The organism is Nocardiopsis coralli (assembly GCF_014892575.1).
GTDB lineage: Bacteria > Actinomycetota > Actinomycetes > Streptosporangiales > Streptosporangiaceae > Nocardiopsis > Nocardiopsis coralli.
This window is the reverse complement of the sequence record NZ_JADBGI010000001.1, coordinates 251,663-270,409: the sequence shown is the minus strand read 5'-3', so window position 1 is coordinate 270,409 and position 18,747 is coordinate 251,663. Positions and strand designations below refer to the sequence as shown.

The 18,747-nt window shown below is 70.3% G+C and carries 17 protein-coding genes; 12 read left to right on the top strand and 5 right to left on the bottom strand.

Features of this window, described 5'->3' with window-relative positions; all coding sequences use genetic code 11:
- Nucleotides 1-233 precede the first annotated feature (233 nt).
- Both dnaE and IDM40_RS01225 read left to right on the top strand, forming a co-directional pair.
- On the top strand, nt 234-3,794 hold the full coding sequence (dnaE, locus tag IDM40_RS01230) for a DNA polymerase III subunit alpha (RefSeq protein ID WP_193119980.1): 3,561 nt from the start codon (nt 234-236) through the stop codon (nt 3,792-3,794).
- Between the two features lie 147 nt (nt 3,795-3,941).
- Nucleotides 3,942-4,874, top strand: a complete 933-nt coding sequence (locus IDM40_RS01225; RefSeq protein ID WP_193119979.1) for a PadR family transcriptional regulator — start codon at nt 3,942-3,944, stop codon at nt 4,872-4,874.
- An 801-nt stretch (nt 4,875-5,675) separates the two neighbouring features.
- Here IDM40_RS01225 and IDM40_RS01220 read toward each other — a convergent pair.
- Nucleotides 5,676-6,215, bottom strand: coding sequence for a DinB family protein (locus IDM40_RS01220; RefSeq protein WP_193119978.1), 540 nt, complete (start codon nt 6,213-6,215; stop codon nt 5,676-5,678).
- 77 nt (nt 6,216-6,292) lie between these two features.
- Between IDM40_RS01220 and IDM40_RS01215 the strand changes: the two genes are divergently transcribed.
- Nucleotides 6,293-6,994, top strand: coding sequence for a hypothetical protein (locus IDM40_RS01215; protein WP_193119977.1), 702 nt, complete (start codon nt 6,293-6,295; stop codon nt 6,992-6,994).
- Between the two features lie 23 nt (nt 6,995-7,017).
- On the opposite strand, the gene IDM40_RS01210 is transcribed toward IDM40_RS01215, so the two are convergent.
- The 4 genes from IDM40_RS01210 to IDM40_RS01195 form a co-directional block, all read right to left on the bottom strand.
- Nucleotides 7,018-8,886: an AMP-dependent synthetase/ligase gene (locus tag IDM40_RS01210; RefSeq protein ID WP_193119976.1), complete on the bottom strand. Its 1,869-nt coding sequence runs from the start codon at nt 8,884-8,886 to the stop codon at nt 7,018-7,020.
- A gap of 140 nt (nt 8,887-9,026) precedes the next feature.
- Nucleotides 9,027-9,509 (bottom strand): Cys-tRNA(Pro) deacylase, encoded by a 483-nt coding sequence (gene ybaK / locus IDM40_RS01205; protein WP_216630165.1) that lies wholly within the window; start codon nt 9,507-9,509, stop codon nt 9,027-9,029.
- A gap of 141 nt (nt 9,510-9,650) precedes the next feature.
- Nucleotides 9,651-10,418, bottom strand: a complete 768-nt coding sequence (locus IDM40_RS01200; RefSeq protein ID WP_193119975.1) for an LON peptidase substrate-binding domain-containing protein — start codon at nt 10,416-10,418, stop codon at nt 9,651-9,653.
- Nucleotides 10,419-10,557: 139 nt separating this feature from the next.
- Complete coding sequence (locus tag IDM40_RS01195; RefSeq protein WP_193119974.1) at nt 10,558-11,118, bottom strand: ferritin; 561 nt, start codon at nt 11,116-11,118, stop codon at nt 10,558-10,560.
- Nucleotides 11,119-11,369: 251 nt separating this feature from the next.
- Between IDM40_RS01195 and hisD the strand changes: the two genes are divergently transcribed.
- From hisD to IDM40_RS01150, 9 genes are all read left to right on the top strand, one after another.
- The gene (gene hisD, locus IDM40_RS01190; RefSeq protein ID WP_193119973.1) at nt 11,370-12,680 is read left to right on the top strand and encodes a histidinol dehydrogenase; all 1,311 of its coding nucleotides are present in this window, start codon (nt 11,370-11,372) and stop codon (nt 12,678-12,680) included.
- A gap of 76 nt (nt 12,681-12,756) precedes the next feature.
- Nucleotides 12,757-13,842 carry a histidinol-phosphate transaminase gene (locus IDM40_RS01185; RefSeq protein ID WP_193119972.1) on the top strand — a complete coding sequence of 362 codons (1,086 nt, stop codon included), beginning with the start codon at nt 12,757-12,759 and terminating at the stop codon, nt 13,840-13,842.
- Nucleotides 13,843-13,878: 36 nt separating this feature from the next.
- On the top strand, nt 13,879-14,472 hold the full coding sequence (gene hisB, locus IDM40_RS01180) for an imidazoleglycerol-phosphate dehydratase HisB (protein ID WP_017615859.1): 594 nt from the start codon (nt 13,879-13,881) through the stop codon (nt 14,470-14,472).
- Nucleotides 14,473-14,634 (top strand): hypothetical protein, encoded by a 162-nt coding sequence (locus IDM40_RS01175; RefSeq protein ID WP_193119971.1) that lies wholly within the window; start codon nt 14,473-14,475, stop codon nt 14,632-14,634.
- 51 nt (nt 14,635-14,685) lie between these two features.
- Nucleotides 14,686-15,342: an imidazole glycerol phosphate synthase subunit HisH gene (gene hisH, locus IDM40_RS01170; RefSeq protein ID WP_193119970.1), complete on the top strand. Its 657-nt coding sequence runs from the start codon at nt 14,686-14,688 to the stop codon at nt 15,340-15,342.
- Nucleotides 15,343-15,394: 52 nt separating this feature from the next.
- Nucleotides 15,395-16,144 carry a bifunctional 1-(5-phosphoribosyl)-5-((5-phosphoribosylamino)methylideneamino)imidazole-4-carboxamide isomerase/phosphoribosylanthranilate isomerase PriA gene (gene priA / locus IDM40_RS01165; RefSeq protein ID WP_193119969.1) on the top strand — a complete coding sequence of 250 codons (750 nt, stop codon included), beginning with the start codon at nt 15,395-15,397 and terminating at the stop codon, nt 16,142-16,144.
- The gene (gene hisF, locus IDM40_RS01160; RefSeq protein ID WP_193119968.1) at nt 16,141-16,914 is read left to right on the top strand and encodes an imidazole glycerol phosphate synthase subunit HisF; all 774 of its coding nucleotides are present in this window, start codon (nt 16,141-16,143) and stop codon (nt 16,912-16,914) included. The genes priA and hisF overlap by 4 nt, the downstream gene beginning before the upstream one ends.
- Before the next feature lie 169 nt (nt 16,915-17,083).
- Nucleotides 17,084-17,809: a peptidoglycan-binding domain-containing protein gene (locus IDM40_RS01155; RefSeq protein WP_193119967.1), complete on the top strand. Its 726-nt coding sequence runs from the start codon at nt 17,084-17,086 to the stop codon at nt 17,807-17,809.
- 248 nt (nt 17,810-18,057) lie between these two features.
- Entirely contained in the window at nt 18,058-18,657 is a 600-nt protein-coding gene (locus IDM40_RS01150; RefSeq protein WP_193119966.1) for a peptidoglycan-binding domain-containing protein, read from the top strand.
- Nucleotides 18,658-18,747: the final 90 nt, after the last annotated feature.

Below are 18,747 nucleotides of genomic sequence, written 5' to 3'. Positions count from 1 at the left end.
CGTGGCCCACACTGCTTCGCTGCCCAAGCGTAGAGAACGCTCCGACCCCATACGTCTGTTTTGTTGGAACGCGGCGCTGCCCGGACACGGACCCGCGGTCGGCCCCCGCGTGATCCGTGCCGCGGTTGTCCACAGGTTCGGCCGGAGGCACACGCGGGGCCCCGCGCAAGGCGTAGGCTCGGAGGTCTACACGCACCACTCCTTCACCGATTCCTCCCGGGGGCAGCCGCGCCATGGCCGATTCCTTCGCTCACCTGCACGTCCACACCGAGTACTCGATGCTCGACGGGGCGGCCAAGCTCAAACCGCTGTACCAGGAAGCGGCCCGGCTGGGCATGCCCGCGGTGGCGATGACCGACCACGGCAACATGTTCGGCGCCTACGAGTTCTTCCAGCAGTCCCAGGGGACCGGGGTCAAGCCGATCATCGGCATCGAGGCCTACGTGGCACCGGAATCGCGCTTCCACAAGAAACGTGTCTTCTGGGGCCGGGCCAGCGGGTCCGACGACGCCTCGGCCGAGGGCGGCAAGGACATCTCCGGCGGCGGCCGCTACCTGCACATGACGATGCTGGCCGAGAACGAGACGGGTCTGCGCAACCTGTTCAAGATGAGCTCGCTGGCGTCCATGGAGGGCTACTACATGAAGCCCCGCATGGACCTCGAGCTCATGCAGCAGCACAGCGAGGGCGTCATCGTCTCGACCGGCTGCCCGTCCGGCGGTGTGCAGACCCGGCTGCGGCTGGGCCAGGAGGACGAGGCGGTCGCCTACGCCGGCACGCTCCAGGAGATCTTCGGCAAGCAGAACGTGTACCTGGAGCTGATGGACCACGGCGTGGACATCGAGAAGCAGGTGCGCGACGGCCTGCTGCGGGTGGGCAAGAAGCTCGACATCCCGCCCCTGGTCACCAACGACTCCCACTACGTGTACGAGTCGCAGTCCTCGGCGCACGACGCGCTGCTGGCCGTCGGTGTCGGCAAGAACCTGGACGACCCCTCGCGGTTCCGGTTCAACGGGTCGGGTTACTACCTCAAGACCGCCGACGAGATGCGGTCGATCCTCAACTTCGACGAGTGGGCGCGCGGGTGCATGAACACCCTCGAGGTGGCCGAGCGCATCGCCCCGGACGCCTACGACAACGTCTTCGCCCACCGCGACCTCATGCCGGCCTTCCCCATCCCGGACGGGGAGACCGAGTCCTCCTGGCTCGCCAAGGAGGTCGAACGCAACCTCCACCACCGTTACCCCGACGGCCCCACCGAGGACGCCCGGCACCGGGTCCAGCACGAGCTCAACATCATCAACGAGATGGGGTTCCCGGCCTACTTCCTGGTCGTGGCCGACATCTGCCAGTACGCGCGCCGCAACGGCATCGCCCTGGGCCCGGGTCGCGGGTCGGCGGCCGGTTCGATGATCGCCTACGTGCTGGGCATCACCGACCTGGACCCGCTGGAGCACGGCCTGCTGTTCGAGCGGTTCCTCAACCCCGAACGCGTCTCCATGCCCGACATCGACCTGGACTTCGACGAGCGCCGTCGCGGGGAGATGATCGAGTACGTCACCCGCCTGTACGGCGAGGAGCGTGTCGCGCAGATCCTCACCTTCGGCACGATCAAGGCCAAGGCTGCGGTGAAGGACTCCACCCGCATCCTGGGCATGCCCTACTCCACCGGCGACACGATCACCAAGGCGTTCCCGGCGCCGGTCGGCGGCAACGAGATCCCGCTGGACGCGGTCTTCAACGACGAGCACGACCGCTACAGCGAGGCGGCCGAGCTGCGCAACCTGATCGACAACGACCAGCAGGTCGCCCAGGTCATGGAGACCGCCCGCGGTATCGAGGGCCTGACGCGCGGAACGGGTGTGCACGCGGCCGGCGTGATCCTGTCCCGCGACCCGCTGCTCGACGTGATCCCGCTGCACAAGCGCGACACCGACGGCGCCATCATCACGGGCTTCCCCTATCCCCAGTGCGAGGACATGGGGTTGCTCAAGATGGACTTCCTGGGCCTGCGCAACCTGACGATCATCGACGACGCGATCAAGAGCATCAAGGAGGCCGAAGGGGTCGACCTGGACCTGTCCCAGGTGCCGCTCGACGACCCGAACGCCTACAAGCTCCTCGCGCGCGGCGACACCCTGGGTGTGTTCCAGCTCGACGGCGGTGCCATGCGCAACCTCCTGCGCCGCATGGAACCGAAGAGCTTCGGTGACATCACCGCCGTCATCTCGCTGTACCGGCCCGGGCCGATGGCGGCCAACGCCCACAACGACTACGCCGACCGCTCGAACGGCCGCCAGGAGATCTCGGCGATCCACCCCGAGCTGTACGACGCGCTGGACCCGATCCTGGGTGAGACCTTCCACCTGATCGTGTACCAGGAGCAGATCATGGCCATCGCCCAGCAGCTGGCCGGTTACACGCTGGGCGGGGCCGACCTCATGCGCCGGGCGATGGGTAAGAAGAAGATCGAGGCCCTGGAGAAGGAGGAGGCCAAGTTCTTCCCCGGCATGATGGAGAAGGGCTTCTCCCGCGAGTCGGTCCAGGCCCTGTGGGACGTCATGCTGCCCTTCGCGGGTTATGCGTTCAACAAGTCGCACGCGGCCGGATACGCCCTCGTCGCGTACTGGACCGCCTACCTCAAGGCCAACTATCCGGCGGCCTACATGGCGGCGCTGCTCACCTCGGTCTCGGGTGACAAGGACAAGATGGCGGTCTACCTCTCCGAGTGCCGCTCGCAGGGGATCAAGGTGCTGCCGCCGGACGTCAACGACTCCGGTCTGCGCTTCACCCCGGTGGGCAACGACATCCGCTTCGGCATGGGCGCGGTGCGCAACGTGGGCACCAACGTCGTCAACTCGATCACGAAGACGCGGGACGAGAAGGGCAAGTACTCCTCCTTCACCGACTTCTTGTCCAAGATCGAGCTTGCCGCGTGCAACAAGCGTGTGATCGAGTCCCTGATCAAGGCCGGCGCGTTCGACTCGCTTGGCCAGCCCCGGCGGGAGCTCTACCGCCACCACGAGACCGCGGTCGAGGGCATGATCAGCTCCAAGAAGCAGGAGGCACACGGGCAGTTCGACCTGTTCGGCGGCGGTGACGGGGGGGACGAGGCGCCCATCGGCCTCAACATCGCCTGGGGCGACGAGGAGTGGGACCGCAAGACCAAGCTCGGGTTCGAACGCGAGATGCTGGGGCTGTACGTGTCCAGCCACCCCCTGGCCGGGGCCGAACGCATCCTGGCCCGGTCGCGCGAGCACTCCATCTCCCAGATCGTGGGGGGCGACCTGGCGCGCGAACGCGGTGAGGTGCGGATCGCCGGGCTGATCTCCGGTGTGGACAAGCGGGTCAACAAGGCCGGGAACCAGTGGGCGATCTGCACGGTGGAGGACCTGGACGCCTCGATGGAGGTGCTGTTCTTCCCCAAGACGTATCCGCTGTACTCCGAGGCGCTGTGGGAGGACACCGCGATCACCGTCAAGGGGCGCCTCAATGAGCGCGACGGTTCGTGGTCGATGTTCGCCTCCGAGATGTCGATCCTGGACATCTCCCACGTCTCGGACGGCGAACCGCCCGTGCTCCTCACCATCTCGGAGGACCGCATCACGCCCGAGATGGTCGGGGACCTGCAGCAGGTGCTGGGCACGCACAAGGGGGAGACCCCGGTGCGGATCCGGGTCGACAACCCGGTCAAGTCGCGCATCTACGCACTGGACCGCTACTCCGTCAACATCTCGCCGGAGTTCAACGGTGAGGTGAAGAGCCTGCTGGGGGCCTACGCGGTCGAGTACTGACCCTCCCCGGCCCCGGCGCCGCCCCCGTGTGTCATGGCACACGGGGGCTTTTTCTGTCTCGACTCTTGCCTAGCGATAGTTAGAGATATATCTTTGAGCTATCGAGACAGTGAAGGGCTGTCTTGGACTATCGAAGAGGAGAACACCATGAGCGCCATGGCACTTCCCGGCCCCTGGTCCTGGGGCGACCGGTCCGACCGCCGTCGGGCCGCACGAGAAACACGATGGGACCGATGGAGCGCAGGTTTCGGGGCGGGCCCCGACCCGCGTGGAGAGTTCCGAGGTCAGCGCGGGCCGTGGGAACAGCACACCCACCCGGCCCAAGGGGCGGAACCGCCCGGGCGGCAGACGCCACCCGGGCCGCCGCCCCCGCACGGGCCGTGGGGCGGGGGTCCCGGTGGACCGTTCGGTCCGGGGGGCCCGATGGGGCCCGGCGGGCCCTTCGGCCCCGGCGGCCCGTTCGGGGGCTTCTTCGGCCACGAAGGCGGTCCGGGCGGCGGACGGCACGGCCGTCGGCGTGGCGGGTCCCGCGCCAAGCGCGGTGACGTGCGCACCGGCATCCTCCTGCTCCTGGCGGAGGAACCGCGCAGCGGTTACGAGATCATCCGCGAGGGCCGCGAACGCAGCGGCGGCGCCTGGAGGCCCAGCTCGGGGTCGGTTTATCCGATGCTGCAGCAGCTGGAGGACGAGGGTCTGATCGAACAGACCGCGGGGGAGGGGCGCCGACGTCCCTTCCAGCTCACGGACGAAGGCGTGGCCTACCTGGAGGAACGCGGATCCGACCTCACCCCGCCGTGGGAGGCCGGGGCCGACGCCTACGCCGACGTGCGTTCGCAGCACGAGGAGGTCGGCGCGCTGGCGTTCCAGCTGGCCGCGGCTGCCGCGCAGGTCGCCCAGGCCGGCAGCGCCGAACAGGTGGAACGCGCCAAGCGTCTGCTGTCGGAGACCCGGCGCAAGCTCTACCTGATCCTGGCCGAGGAGGACGTCCCGGCCTCGGAGAGCGCCCAGGGCCCGGACGGCGACGCCGACGCGGATGCCGGCACCGGCGACGGTGACGACGGCGAACAGCCGCGAGGCTGACCGGTCCGTACAGGGGGCCCGGGACGGAGACACCACCGTCCCGGGCCCTCGTGCTGCCACCGGGCAGCGTCCGCCCACGACTTCCTCAGGCGCGTCCAGGTCACGTGTCCCTCGCGGTCGCGCTTGGCCGCGGGTCTGTCGGGAGGACGCTTCCGTCGCTCGGGCGGAACTTGCGCCGTCAGGCGACCATCGAGGGCGGCGGTGACGGTTGAGGCCGGGGTGCCGCCCGGCGGGGAGCGACGCGACATCGCTCGACGGTCGCTCATGCGCGCACGCGTGTTCGGCCTTCGGACCTGGTCACGCGCGGCTCGGGCGTGGCCGGGGCGCCGGCATGCGGCAGTGCTTTCGGCGAGACCGGGGGCGGCCGCCGGTCGCTCGACGGTGTTCGTGCCCATACGCGCGCACGCGTATGGGCTCCGGCCAGAGCGTGCCGGCGGGCGTGCGGCGTCCTTGGGTGAGACCTGGTCATCCGAACGCCGAGCACGCGCCGACCGTGCTCCGGGCCAGCAATGCACAAGCTCCGGGGCGTTCGGCCACTCAGGCTTCCGAGGACATGGGCGGGGTCCTTCGGTGCGTCCTGGTCACGCGTGGCGCGGGCGTGGCCGGGGCACGCCGGGCGCCGCCCAGCGTGGTTCCCGCTGCTCGGAGGGGACTTCGGCGGGGGCGGAGTCGAGGAGGCGGTCGCGGCGCCGGGGCGACATCGCTCGGCGGTGTTTGCGCTCACGCGCCCGCGCCTGTGCCGCGCCGGGTCGGCCGCGGTGGTGGGACGTACGACGCCCTTCGTTGCGTTCCGGCGAAGGCTCAGGTGCCGGTGGTTCCGTCGGCGCTCTCCCGCAGCAGGTCCAGGTGGCCGTTGTGCCGGGCCGTCTCCTCGAGCATGTGCACCAGCACCCAGCGCAGGGTCGTGCGGCGCCCGTGCGGGTCCTCCGTCCGCGAAGAACTGCCCAGCTCCAGCCGCGCGGTGATCTCCCGCGAACGCAGGCACTGGCGTTCGTAGGCCTCCAACAGGTCGGCCAGGGCCACACCCGCCCCGCTGCGCCAGTCGGCGTCCGGGTCCTCGGGCGTGGACGGGCCCCGGTCCGGCACGCCCAGCATCACGGCCTCGAACCAGAAGTGCTCCACCCGACGCAGGTGGGCGACCACCCCGGCCACCGACATCAGCGGCGAGGTCGCCAGCGGTGCCACCGGGGCCAGCCGTGGATCCAGCCCCGCACACTTGGTGCGTACAGTGGCACGGTGCCGGTCCAACCACGAGGTCAGCATCGTGCGCTCGTCCGCGGCCGTGGGAGGATCAGCACGCGGGGTCGGGGGCACCGTCAAGGGCGTGTGGTGGTCGTCCATGCCGGTATTCTCCTACCGGCCGTGCCGGGTATCCACCGGTTTTCGGGGCGACGACGGGGTGAGGAGCACCTGCGCAGATGACGGACCAGAGCCTGGAGGGCAGAGGGGCGCCGGCGCGTGCGCTGGTGGTCGCCCTCGTGATCTTCGCCGCGATCGCCGTGGCAGGGGCCCTGCTCGGACTGTTGTGGTGGGGCCTGGCACCGCGCCCCGAGGGCACCTCGCTGGGTGACGGCGAGGTCTTCACCGGAACCACCGAGGACGTCTTCGCCGGTGAGGGCTACTTCCTCCTCATGACCGCGATCGCCGGGCTCGTCACCGGCTACGCGGCCTACATGGTCCAGTTCCCGCTCGCCCGGCGGCGTGTGCAGGACCTGCGCCTGCCCGCGCTCCTGGCCGGCGTGCTCGGTTCGGCCGCCGGATCCCTGTCGACGCTCTGGGTGGGCACGAGCCTGGACCGCTCCCTGCAGCAAGGGGTCGCCGAGGCCTCGCCGGGGGAGTCGGTGACCGTGGCCCTGCAGCTGGACGCGACCGCGTTCCTGGTGGCCTGGCCCTTCGTCTTCGTCCTGCAGTACGCCCTGCTGGACGCCGTCAGCATGGTGCGCCGCGACCTTCCCGGCTCACCCGAGGCCGCACCCCTGGAACAGCTCGAACCCCTGCCGGTCGGCGAGCCCGGCACCGCGGGCCCCGGCGCGGGCGGAACCACCGCCGAGCCCGGGGGCGCCGAACAGCACGGGTCCGGCCCCGAGGACGCACCGCCGGAGGGCGGGCGCGCCCCCTGAACGCCGGCCCCGCGCCGCGCCGGTCACAGCCGGTGCACGCTGTCGCCGTACATGCCGTCCAGGATCTGCTGGTACTTGGACTCGATCGCCCGCCGCCGCATCTTCAGGCTCGGCGTGATCTCACCCTCCTCCACCGACAGCTCGCTCGGCAGGACGTCGAACTTCTTGACCGTCTCGTGCCGCGGCAGGTCCCGGTTGAGCGCGTCGACGGCCTCCTGCACCAGGGAACGCACCCGCGGGTCCTTGGTCAGGGCCGGGTAGTCCAGGTGGCCGAGACCGTTCTCCTTCGCCCACGCGGTGATCGCCTCCTCGTCCAGGGCCACCAGGGCCACGCAGTACGGGCGGCTGTCACCGTGCACGATCATGTTGGCCACGTACGGGCACAGGGCCTTGAACCGGCTCTCGATGGCCTGGGGCGCCACGTACTTGCCGCCGGAGGTCTTGATGAGCTCCTTCTTGCGGTCGGTGATGCGCAGGCGCCCGTGCTCGAGCTCGCCGATGTCGCCGGTCGCGAACCAGCCCTCCTCGGTCAGGACCGCCTCGGTCGCGCCGGAGAGGTTGTGGTAACCGCGCATGACGCCCGGGCCGCGCAGCATGACCTCGCCGTCCTCGGCGATACGCACCTCGGTCCCGGGCAGCGGCAGTCCCACGTACCCGAACCGCACGTCGCCCGGGCGGGTCAGGAACGCACCCGCGCTGGTCTCGGTCAGCCCGTACCCCTCCAGGATCGTGATCCCGGCGCCGTAGAAGAACCGGCCGATGTCGGGGGCCAGGGGAGCGCTGCCGGAGACGAAGAAGCGCAGCTGCTCACCGAACCGGTCGTGGAGCTTGGCGAAGACCAGCTTGTGCGCGAGCCGGTGCTGGGCGGCCAGCATCCCGGCGGGTTCGCGCCCCTCCTCCTTGACGCGGGAGACCTTGTCGGCCACGCCCGCGGCCCAGCGGAAGATCCGGTACTTGGCGGCACCTCCCTCCTTGGCCTGCATCACGACCCGGTTGTAGACCTTCTCGAAGATGCGCGGGGCCGCCGCCATGAACGTGGGGCGCACGACCGAGAGGTTGTCCACGATCCGGTCGACCCGGCCGTCCACGGCGGTGGTGTAACCGATGTGCAGCTGGGAGACCTCCATGACCTTGCCGAAGGCGTGCGCCAGCGGCAGCCACAGGTACTGCAGGTCGTCCTCGCCGATGAGGTCCCAGCCCTGCCCGCGCAGTTCCTCGTTGAGGTCCTTGAGGGCGTAGGCCTCGTAGAGCCAGTTGGCGTGGTCCAGGCGCACACCCTTGGGGCGCCCGGTGGTCCCCGACGTGTAGATGAGGGTGGCCAGGTGTTCGGGCTGCACCGAGGAGACCAGCCGGTCGAACAGGTCGGGCTGCTCCTGGGCGAGCTGCGACCCGGCCTTCTCCAGTTCGGCCAGGCTCATCACCCAGTCGTCGTCCCCGCCGGCGTCGCCCTCGAAGGCCACCACCTTGGACAGCCCGGGCATCTGCGGCCGCTGCTCGCGCAACTTGGCGACCTGCTCGTCGTCCTCGGCGAAAGCGACCATGCTCCCGGAGTCGGAGACGATGTAGGCGCAGTCGGGCGCCGTCGAGGTCGGGTAGATGGTCGTGGACGCACCGCCCGCGCACAGGATCGCCAGGTCGGCCAGGATCCACTCGATACGGGTGCCGGACGCGATCGCACACCGCGCCTGCGAGGTCACCCCGAGGGAGTGCAGGCCCAGGGCGATGTCGCGGACCCTGTCGCGCGTCTGGGACCAGGTGAGGCTCTGCCAGGTCTCCGGGCCGCCCGAGGGGTCGGGGACGGGGTAGCGGTAGGCCTCCCGTCCCCCGGAGGCGGCGACGCGGGAGACGAACATGTCGGGCAAGGAGGAGTAGGGGGATGAGTTGTTACCCATGTCACAAAGCTACCCTCAAGTAAGTGGTCGGGCAACAGAGAGTACAGGGGACACCAAGTACGACATCGGGGTTCTGAGGTGCACGAACCCGGATCTTCCCCACAATCGCCTCAGGTCGGAGGCCTCTTGCGCGGGCCCGGTCAGGCCCCGCTGATCGGCGCGGTCGTCGCCTCCGTCAACCGGATCAGGTCGCGCGGGCGCAACTCCATCTGCAGGCCCCGGCGCCCCGCGGAGACGTAGACCGCCACCAGAGCGTTCACCGACGAGTCGATCACCGTGCGCAGCCGTTTGCGCTGCCCCAACGGGCTGATGCCGCCCCGCACGTAACCGGTGATCTTCTCCGCCCGGCCCGGCTCGGCCATCGACGCCCGTTTGCCGCCCACCGCAGCGGCCAGCGCCTTCAGGTCCAAAGAGGCGCTGACCGGCACCACACCGACCGTGAACACCCCGTCCACCTCGGCGATCAGGGTCTTGAACACGTGCTCCCTCGGAACACCGATCGCATCGGCGGCGTCGGTGCCGTACGAACCGCCCTCGATCGGTCCGGGTTCGTAGGGGTGCAGGGTGTAGGTCGTCTTCGTGCGTCCGGCCGCCACGGTAGCGGGCGTGGCTTGAGCGCTCATGTGCTGTCCTGGTTCTGATCTGGACCGTCGGGGACCGGCCCGCACGCGTCACCGGCAGCGTGTACGGACCGGGCAGCAGGGTAGGGCATTGCGGCCGCTCACACGTGCGCTCCGGCCGGTTCGGCCGCAGGAAAGCCCTGGTCAGTTGTAGGAGACACCGTGGCTCAGGAACGGTCCGGCCGGAAGGTTGTGCAGCGTCGGCGCCGCCACGATCCGGTTCTCCCGCCGCAGGAACCGCGCCAGCACCGCCAACCGGGTCGCCGCGTCCTCGGCCTCCAGCAACCGCTGCTTCTCCGGCTGGTCAAGCACCACCGTCGAGGCCACCGTGTACGACAGCGCGATCGGGTCCTTGGGCAGTTCGCGCGTGTGGTCGGGTGTCATCCCAATCTCCGCCAGCCGCTGGGCGTAGGTGTCGAAGAGCTCGCGCACCCGCTCGGCGTGTTCCTCGGCGTCCGGCCCCATCGGCTCGGGCAGCAACGACACCGAGGCGCTGGAGTACTCCTCGGGCGACGAAGCGTCCACCTGCGCGACGTCGTCGACCGTGAACCGCGCCCCGCCCTCGATCACCAGGTCGTAGCGCCCGTCCTCGTAGGTGCGCAGGTCCCGCACCAGCGCCGTGCATCCCGTCGCGCTGATCCGGGGCAACGCCGTCGAGGTGTCCTCGCGCGGGGCGCCCGCGTCGGCACCCCCCGCGCCCTGGCCGGACTCGCCGGTGACCTCGTGCCCCAGCTCGATCCACACGACCCCGAAACGGCGCGGGCCGCGCTCGGACTCGCCGCCCGCCTCGCTCTCACGGTCGACCACCTCGGTGACGAGCCGCCGGTATCGGGGTTCGAAGACGTGCAGGGGAAGGGACATACCGGGGAACAGCACGGTGTTCAGCGGGAAGAGCGGAAGTGCCACGGGCATGTCCTCCAGTATGCCGCCGACGGTGATCCCGTGCCCGACGCGCCATGGGCGTTTTCCCCGTACCCGCACGAAAGCGCCCCGCGCGGTCGATGCGCGGGGCGCCCGTCCCGGCGTGTGCCGGGCAAGCCGTCCTGAACGGTCAGGAGGTCGCCGGCCCGGCCGTGCTCGGCGCGGACTGGCTGCCGTTGTCGTCGGAGACCATGTCGCGGGCCACGAAGGTCTCCACGTCGAACAGGTTGCCGTCGGCGCGGTCGATGACGTTGAGGAGCGTCGACATCGTCGCGACCTCCTCGACCTGCTCCTGGATGAACCACTGCAGGAACTGCTCGCCCGTGTAGTTCTCCTCGTCCCGGGCGACCTTGGCCAGAAGCTGGAACTGGTCGCTGACCTCGCGCTCGTTGCGCAGAGCAAGAGCCGCAAGATCCCGCGGAGTGGAGAAATCGGTCTCGATCGCGTCCACCCCCGGAAGAGTGAAGTCGATCTCCTTGTCGAGGAGGAAGCGCACGATCATCATGGCGTGGTCGCGCTCCTCCAGCGACTGCTGGTAGAAGAACTTGGCCAGCTGGGGCAGGTCCTGGTCGTCGAACCAGGCCGCGACCGCCACGTACTGGTGCGAAGCGGTGAACTCGTGCCGGATCTGGTCCACCAGGAGCCGGTAGAACTTGGAAAGGCCGCTATCGCCGTGCTTGTTCGAAGTCATGCCTCGACCATAACGCATCCCCGCCATTTTGAAAAACGCAAAAAACGGTCGGTCAATTTGTTAGGCAAGCCTTTCACAAGCTTATTTAGGTTAGGTGTCCCAAAGTTAGGTGACGCTTATCCGGGCCATGTTTCCCCCTATGTTCCGAACCGCCCTGCCAGGCCTGGTCCGTGCGGGTCGGGGCGTGTGTGGTGTCCAACATCCGGACACCCCGGCGCCCCGAATGGGATACGGGGCCTAGACTGGTTCCCGTGATCAGTCGAATCGACCTCCGAGGTACCCAGGACGACCCCCGTCGTGCGCTCCCGCGCGCCGAAATCGACGTGGCGGCCGCCGTCGAACGCGTACGTCCCCTCTGCGAGGACGTCGAGCATCGCGGGGTCGATGCGCTGATCGAACTCACCGAACGCTTCGACGGCGTCCGGCTCACCGACATCCGCGTGCCCAAGGACGCCCTCGACAAGGCCCTGGACGAGCTCGACCCGGCCGTGCGCGCCGCCCTCGAGGAGTCCATCGACCGCGCCCGCAAGGTCCACCGCGACCAGCGCCGCGCCGACCACACCACCCGCGTGGTGCCCGGCGGACTGGTCACCGAGAAATGGATCCCCGTCGACCGGGTCGGCCTCTACGTCCCCGGCGGCCGCGCCGTCTACCCCTCCAGCGTCGTCATGAACGTCGTGCCCGCCCAGGAGGCCGGGGTTCGCTCCCTGGCCGTGACCTCACCGCCGCAGAAGGACTTCGGCGGCCTGCCGCACCCGACCATCCTCGCCGCCTGCGCCCTGCTCGGCATCGACGAGGTCTACGCCGTCGGCGGTGCCCAGGCCGTGGCGATGTTCGCCCACGGCGCCGGCGAGTGCGCCCGCGCCGACATGGTCACCGGCCCCGGAAACATCTGGGTCGCCGCCGCCAAGCGCCACCTCAAGGGCACCATCGGTATCGACGCCGAGGCCGGCCCCACCGAGATCGCGATCCTGGCCGACTCCACCGCGAACGCCGACTACGTCGCCGCCGACCTCATCAGCCAGGCAGAGCACGACGTCGTCGCCGCCTCCGTCCTGGTCACCGACGACCCGGACCTCGCCGACCGCGTCGAGGAACGCCTCGCCGTGCGCGTGCCCGCCACCCGCCACAGCGACCGCATCCGCGAGGCCCTCGGCGGCCCCCAGTCCGGCATCGTCCTGGTCGACGACATCGACCAGGGCCTGGGCGTGGTCGACGCCTACGCCGCCGAGCACCTGGAGATCATGACCGCCGACGCGGGCGAGATCGCCGCGCGCGTGCGCAACGCCGGCGCGATCTTCGTCGGCGACTTCTCCCCGGTCTCCCTCGGCGACTACGCGGCAGGCTCCAACCACGTGCTGCCCACCGGCGGCTGCGCCTGCCACAGCGGCGGCCTGAGCGTGCAGACCTTCCTGCGCGGGGTCCACATCGTCGACTACGACCGCTCGGCCCTGGCCGACGTCGCCCACCATGTCGTCGCCCTCGCCGACGCCGAGGACCTGCCCGCGCACGGCGAGGCCGTCACCGCACGCGCCGGCGACCGCCCGGACGCCGGCCAGTAAGACCCAGGACGCACCGGACACCGCGGGTCGGCACCAAGACCGCCCCGCAGTCCACGACACCCATGAGCGTGAACCCGTGAGCTTCACCCTGAACGACCTGCCGCTCCGCGACGACCTGCGCGGGAGCTCGCCCTACGGGGCACCGCAGCTCGACGTGCCCGTGGTCCTCAACACCAACGAGAACCCGCACGCGCCCTCACCGGAACTGGCCAAGGCGCTCGCCGACGCGGTCTCCGAGGCGGCCCTGTCGCTGAACCGCTACCCGGACCGCGACGCCACCGCCCTGCGCAGCGCCCTCGCCGACTACCTCGGCCACGGCATCACCGCCGAACAGGTGTGGGCGGCCAACGGCTCCAACGAGATCCTCCAGCAGATCCTGCAGGCCTTCGGCGGGCCCGGGCGCGTCGCCCTGGGCTTCGAGCCCTCGTACTCGATGCACCCGATCATCACCCGCGGCACCAACACCGAATGGGTGTCGGTCCCGCGCGGCGACGACTTCGGCATCGACGTCGACACCGCGTTGGAGGCGATCGCCGAGCACCGCCCCAGTGTCGTGTTCCTGACCTCGCCCAACAACCCCACCGGCACCGCGCTCGACGTGGACGACGTGCGCCGCATCGCCGAGGCCGCCCCCGGCGTCGTGGTCGTCGACGAGGCCTACGCCGAGTTCCGCCGCGAAGGAACACCCAGCGCCCTCACGCTGTTGGACGAGCACCCGCGCGTGATCGTCTCGCGCACCATGTCCAAGGCCTTCGCGCTCGCCGGCGCCCGCGTCGGTTACCTGGCCGCCCACCCCGCCGTGGTCGAGGCGCTCCAGCTCGTCCGCCTGCCCTACCACCTGTCCGCCGTGACCCAGGCCGTCGCCGTCACCGCGCTCGCCCACGCCGACGAACTCCTCGGGGCCGTCGCCGACCTGCGCGCCGAACGCGACGCCCTGGTCGACTGGCTGCGCGAGGAGGGCTTCGGCGTCGCCGACTCCGACGCCAACTTCGTGATGTTCGGCCGCTTCGAGGACCGCCACCAGGTGTGGCAGGCCCTCCTCGAACAGCAGGTCCTCATCCGCGAGACCGGCCCCGACGGCTGGCTGCGCGTGACCGTGGGCACCGCCCAGGAGACCGCCGCCTTCCGCGCCGCCCTGCTGCGCGCCACCGGCCGCCGCTGAACCGCACGGCCCCACACCACCACCGAGGGAAACACCATGAGCCGCACCGGACGCGTGGAACGCACCACCAAGGAAACGAAGGTCCTGGTCGAGGTGGACCTCGACGGCACCGGCGTCAGCGACGTCTCCACCGGCGTCGGGTTCTTCGACCACATGCTCGACCAGCTCGCCAAGCACGGCCTGTTCGACCTCACCGTGCGCACCGACGGCGACCTGCACATCGACTCCCACCACACCATGGAGGACACCTCCCTGGCCCTGGGAGCCGCCTTCCGCGAGGCCCTCGGCGACCGCGCCGGCATCCGCCGCTTCGCCGACGCGAAGGTGCCGCTCGACGAGGCACTCGCCGAGGTCACCGTCGACGTCTCCGGCCGCCCCTACCTGGTGCACTCCGAGCCCGAGGGCATGGCGCCCGTCATCGGCCGCGACTACGACACCACCATGACCCGGCACATCTTCGAGTCCTTCGTCGCCCAGGCCCGGGTCGCCCTGCACATCCACGTGCCCTACGGCCGCAACGCCCACCACATCGTGGAGGCCCAGTTCAAGGCCCTCGCTCGCGCCCTGCGTACCGCGACCGAGGACGACCCGCGCGTCAGCGGTGTCCCGTCCACGAAGGGTGTCCTGTAGATGGACACGGACCTGTGGGGCATCGCCCTCGTCGTGCTCGCCGGCTTCCTCGCGGGCGGCGCCTACGCGACGTGGAGGTTCAACCGGGTCCTGGCGGCCATGATCGGCGCGTGCGTGCTCATGGCCGCCCTCGCCGGCGCCGCCCGCCTCGGATACTTCTGATCCAGGGGCGCCCCCGGCCGCCTCAGGATCCCACCGCCAGAAAGGAACCCGATGACCTCTCGAGTGGTCGTCCTCGACTACGGATCCGGGAACCTGCGCTCGGCCCAGCGGGCCATGGAGCGCACCGGGGCCGAGGTCACCGTCACCTCCGACCCCCAGCAGGCGCTCGAGGCCGACGGCCTGGTCGTGCCCGGCGTCGGCTCCTTCAGCGCCTGCATGGCCAGCCTCCGCGAGGCCGGCGGCGACCGCATCATCGGCCGCCGCGTGGCCGGCGGACGCCCCGTCCTCGGTATCTGCGTGGGCATGCAGGTGCTCTTCGACCGCGGCGTCGAACAGCCCGACCCCCTGGAGGAGGACCGTGCCACGGAGGGCTGCGGCGAGTGGCCCGGCACGGTCGAACGCCTGCACGCGCCGATCCTGCCGCACATGGGCTGGAACACCGTGAAGGCGCCCTCCGACAGCGTCCTCTTCGACGGCATCGACGACGGTGAGCGCTTCTACTTCGTGCACTCCTACGCGGTGCGCACCTGGGACATGGTGCCGCTCAACCCGCGGGTGCCCGCACCGAAGGTCATCTGGTCCGAACACGGGGAACCCTTCGTGGCCGCCGTCGAGAACGGCCCGCTCAGCGCCACGCAGTTCCACCCCGAGAAGTCCGGGGACGCCGGCGCACGCCTGCTCTCCAACTGGGTGGCGTCCCTGCCCTGATCCGGGCGCCCCCGAACGAAACCGACCGCGAACCGAGCCACGAGAAGGTCCCATGTCCGGCACCACCGCCCCCGCACTCGAACTCCTGCCCGCCGTGGACGTCTCCGGCGGCCAGGCCGTCCAGCTCGTCCAGGGCAAGGCCGGCTCCGGCGGGCAGTACGGCGACCCCTACGCCGCCGCGAACGCCTGGCAGGAGGCCGGCGCCGAGTGGATCCACCTGGTCGACCTGGACGCCGCCTTCGGCCGCGGCCACAACCGCGACCTGCTCCGCGACATCGTGGGCCGCCTCGACGTCAAGGTCGAGATGTCCGGCGGGATCCGCGACGACGAGTCCCTGGCCGCGGCGCTGGCCACCGGCTGCGAGCGCGTCAACATCGGCACGGCCGCCCTGGAGCACCCCGAGTGGTGCGCCAAGATCATCGCCGAGCACGGTGACCAGGTCGCCATCGGCCTCGACGTGCGCGGCACCACCCTGGCCGCGCGCGGGTGGACCCGCGACGGCGGCGACCTCTTCGAGACCCTGGCCCGCCTGGAGGAACAGGGCTGCCAGCGGTACGTGGTCACCGACGTCAACAAGGACGGCACCCTCAAGGGCCCCAACCTGGACCTGCTGCGCACCGTCTGCGAGAACACCGACAAGCCCGTCGTGGCCAGCGGCGGCGTCTCCAGCCTGGAGGACCTGCGCGCCATCGCCGGCCTGGTCCCCGAGGGCGTCGAGGGCGCCATCATGGGCACCGCGCTGTACGAGGGCGCCTTCACCCTGGAGGACGCGCTGGCCCTGGTCGAAGAGGTGAAGCGATGAGCCTGGCGATCCGTGTCATCCCCTGCCTGGACGTGGATGCCGGGCGGGTGGTCAAGGGCGTCAACTTCGAGAACCTGCGCGACGCCGGGGACCCGGTCGAGCTGGCCGGGACCTACGACGGCGGCGGCGCCGACGAGCTGACCTTCTTGGACGTGACCGCCTCCAGCGGTGACCGCGAGACCACCTACGACGTCGTGCGGCGCACCGCCGACCAGGTCTTCATCCCGCTCACCGTGGGCGGGGGCGTGCGCACCCCCGAGGACGTCGACCGCCTCCTGCGGGCCGGCGCGGACAAGGTGGGCGTCAACACCGCCGCGATCGCCCGCCCCGAGCTCATCGAGGAGATCGCCGAACGCTTCGGCCGCCAGGTCCTGGTGCTCTCGGCCGACGTGCGCCGGGTCCCCGAGGGGGGTGACCCCACCCCGAGCGGGTTCGAGGTCACCACCCACGGCGGGCGCAAGGGCACCGGGATCGACGCCCTGGAATGGTGCGCCGAGGCCGCGCGGCTGGGGGCGGGGGAGATCCTGCTCAACTCCATGGACGCCGACGGGACCAAGGCCGGGTTCGACCTGGAGCTCATCCGTGCGGTGCGGGCCGAGGTCGAGGTGCCCATCATCGCCTCCGGCGGGGCCGGCAAGGTCGAGCACTTCCTGCCCGCGGTCGAGGCGGGGGCCGACGCGCTGCTGGCGGCCACGGTCTTCCACTTCGGCGAGTTCACCATCGGCGAGGTCAAGGACAGTCTGCGCGAGGCCGGGTACCCGGTGCGCTGACGGAGGCCCGTGCGGTCGCCCGGGGGACAAGAGCTGAGGCTCCGGTCCTTCCGGGCGATACCCGACGATGACTTTGTGTGAGCCTCCCGTGGCGTTGCGTTGATCGAGTTGTGATTCGTGTGAGAGTGATCACCGTCTTGCTCACCCAACGACTGGGAGATCTCCCGTTATGTCCGCACGCACGCACACCGGGCTCCTCGGCAGGACCATCGCCGTCGCCGGGGCCGGCCTCATGGCCTTCACCGCTTCCGTCGCGACGGCGCCGGCTGCCGGGGCCGACGACCTCGAGCGCACCTCGTCCGAGGTCATCGCGCAGATCGAGGCGCAGCCCTGGCCCTTCTACGAACACGGCGACGTCCACATCGACATCCGCGCCGCCTACCGCGCGCTCGGCCAGCTCGAGTACAAGAGCGAGGTGGAGACCTCGGAGTTCACGGACGAGCTCCTGGAGCAGGTCGAGGAGTACCAGGCCGACCACTCCCAGTACCTGCCGGAGACCGGGGACCTCGACGACGAGACCTGGCTCCTGCTGCGTGAGCAGACCTACGGCAACGAGTACGTGCCCGGCGACGGCCCCGACAACGGCCGCACCTGGGGCGTGCTCGGAATCCAGGAGATCCTCCAGGTGAAGCACGGTGCCGACATCGACAACGACGGCTGGTACGGCCCGGAGACGTTCTACGCGGTCTGCGATGCCCAGGAGTCCTACGGCATGGACCCGGACGGCCTCGTCGGCCGGATCACCTGGCGGGCCCTCATCACCGACCAGGACTGGGACCAGGACGCCGCGCGCGACGTGTCCGCGGCCGAGGTTCCGGACCAGCCGCCGATGGGCTTCGTCGCCGACCCGAGGGCGGCCGCCGCGCAGCTGGACTGCAGCGACGACCGTCCCTGACCCGAAACCCTGACGCAGTCACGCCACACACGCGGCGCCCGGACCACATGCGGCCCGGGCGCCGTCGTGTGTGCAGGTGGGACCACGCGCGAGACCCCCTGCCGGTTCACACAACACACGCACAAAACCTCTGCAGACATGCACTTATGTCCTTTGGGAGGCATTAGGCGCTGATTTGTCAACGGGTGAAGCTACCCCCGCATCACACACGTGCAAGAGGGACACCGACGGGGGAAGGAGAACCCTCCATGCACGCGACAGCCAGGACCGCACTCGGGCGCCTCATGGCGCTGATGATGACGGGGGCACTGGCCCTGATGGCCACCGTGGCACTGAGCTCCAGCGTCTCGGCCGAGGACCTCGAGAACACGTCCGACGACGTGATCGCCGACATCGAGGCCCAGGACTGGCCCGAATACGGGCTCGGGGACCAGCACCCCGACATCGCCGCCGCCAAGTACCTGCTCCAGGAGGTCGGGTTCGACCCGCACCTGAGCGAGGACGCACCCAGCGAGTTCGACGGCAAGATGGAGGCCTCGGTCTCGGCCTTCCAGAACAGCCGGGGACTGGAGGACACCGGCAGGCTCGACCAGGACACCTGGGCCGCACTGAGCGGCGAGGTCTTCGGTGAGTGGGGCGTGGGCAGCAGCAGCGGCGACGCCGTCAAGGCGATCCAGTTCCTGCTCAACGCCAAGTTCTACGCCCACCACGAGGTCGACGGGGAATACACCGACCTCACCGCGGGTGCCGTCACCGAGGCGCAGGAGTACTTCGACATCGCCGCCGACGGCATCGTCGGACCGATCACCTGGCGGGCACTGGTCACCTACGACGACTACGACCGCTGACCCTGCCGCACCGGGGCGCAGTGCACCGCGCCCCACCGTGGCCACCACGGCCCGGACCCGCCCGCCCGGCGGTCCGGGCCTTCTCGTGCG

Coding starts and splice junctions, on each gene's coding strand:
- IDM40_RS01195 (WP_193119974.1), bottom strand. CDS start 11,118: ATGACTTCGAACAAGCACGGCGATAGCGGCCTTTCCAAGTTCTACCGG.
- IDM40_RS01200 (WP_193119975.1), bottom strand. CDS start 10,418: ATGCCCGTGGCACTTCCGCTCTTCCCGCTGAACACCGTGCTGTTCCCC.
- hisB (WP_017615859.1), top strand. CDS start 13,879: ATGAGCCGCACCGGACGCGTGGAACGCACCACCAAGGAAACGAAGGTC.
- IDM40_RS01155 (WP_193119967.1), top strand. CDS start 17,084: ATGTCCGCACGCACGCACACCGGGCTCCTCGGCAGGACCATCGCCGTC.
- ybaK (WP_216630165.1), bottom strand. CDS start 9,509: ATGAGCGCTCAAGCCACGCCCGCTACCGTGGCGGCCGGACGCACGAAG.
- IDM40_RS01215 (WP_193119977.1), top strand. CDS start 6,293: ATGACGGACCAGAGCCTGGAGGGCAGAGGGGCGCCGGCGCGTGCGCTG.
- IDM40_RS01150 (WP_193119966.1), top strand. CDS start 18,058: ATGCACGCGACAGCCAGGACCGCACTCGGGCGCCTCATGGCGCTGATG.
- IDM40_RS01210 (WP_193119976.1), bottom strand. CDS start 8,886: ATGGGTAACAACTCATCCCCCTACTCCTCCTTGCCCGACATGTTCGTC.
- hisH (WP_193119970.1), top strand. CDS start 14,686: ATGACCTCTCGAGTGGTCGTCCTCGACTACGGATCCGGGAACCTGCGC.
- IDM40_RS01220 (WP_193119978.1), bottom strand. CDS start 6,215: ATGGACGACCACCACACGCCCTTGACGGTGCCCCCGACCCCGCGTGCT.
- IDM40_RS01225 (WP_193119979.1), top strand. CDS start 3,942: ATGAGCGCCATGGCACTTCCCGGCCCCTGGTCCTGGGGCGACCGGTCC.
- hisF (WP_193119968.1), top strand. CDS start 16,141: ATGAGCCTGGCGATCCGTGTCATCCCCTGCCTGGACGTGGATGCCGGG.
- IDM40_RS01175 (WP_193119971.1), top strand. CDS start 14,473: ATGGACACGGACCTGTGGGGCATCGCCCTCGTCGTGCTCGCCGGCTTC.
- dnaE (WP_193119980.1), top strand. CDS start 234: ATGGCCGATTCCTTCGCTCACCTGCACGTCCACACCGAGTACTCGATG.
- priA (WP_193119969.1), top strand. CDS start 15,395: ATGTCCGGCACCACCGCCCCCGCACTCGAACTCCTGCCCGCCGTGGAC.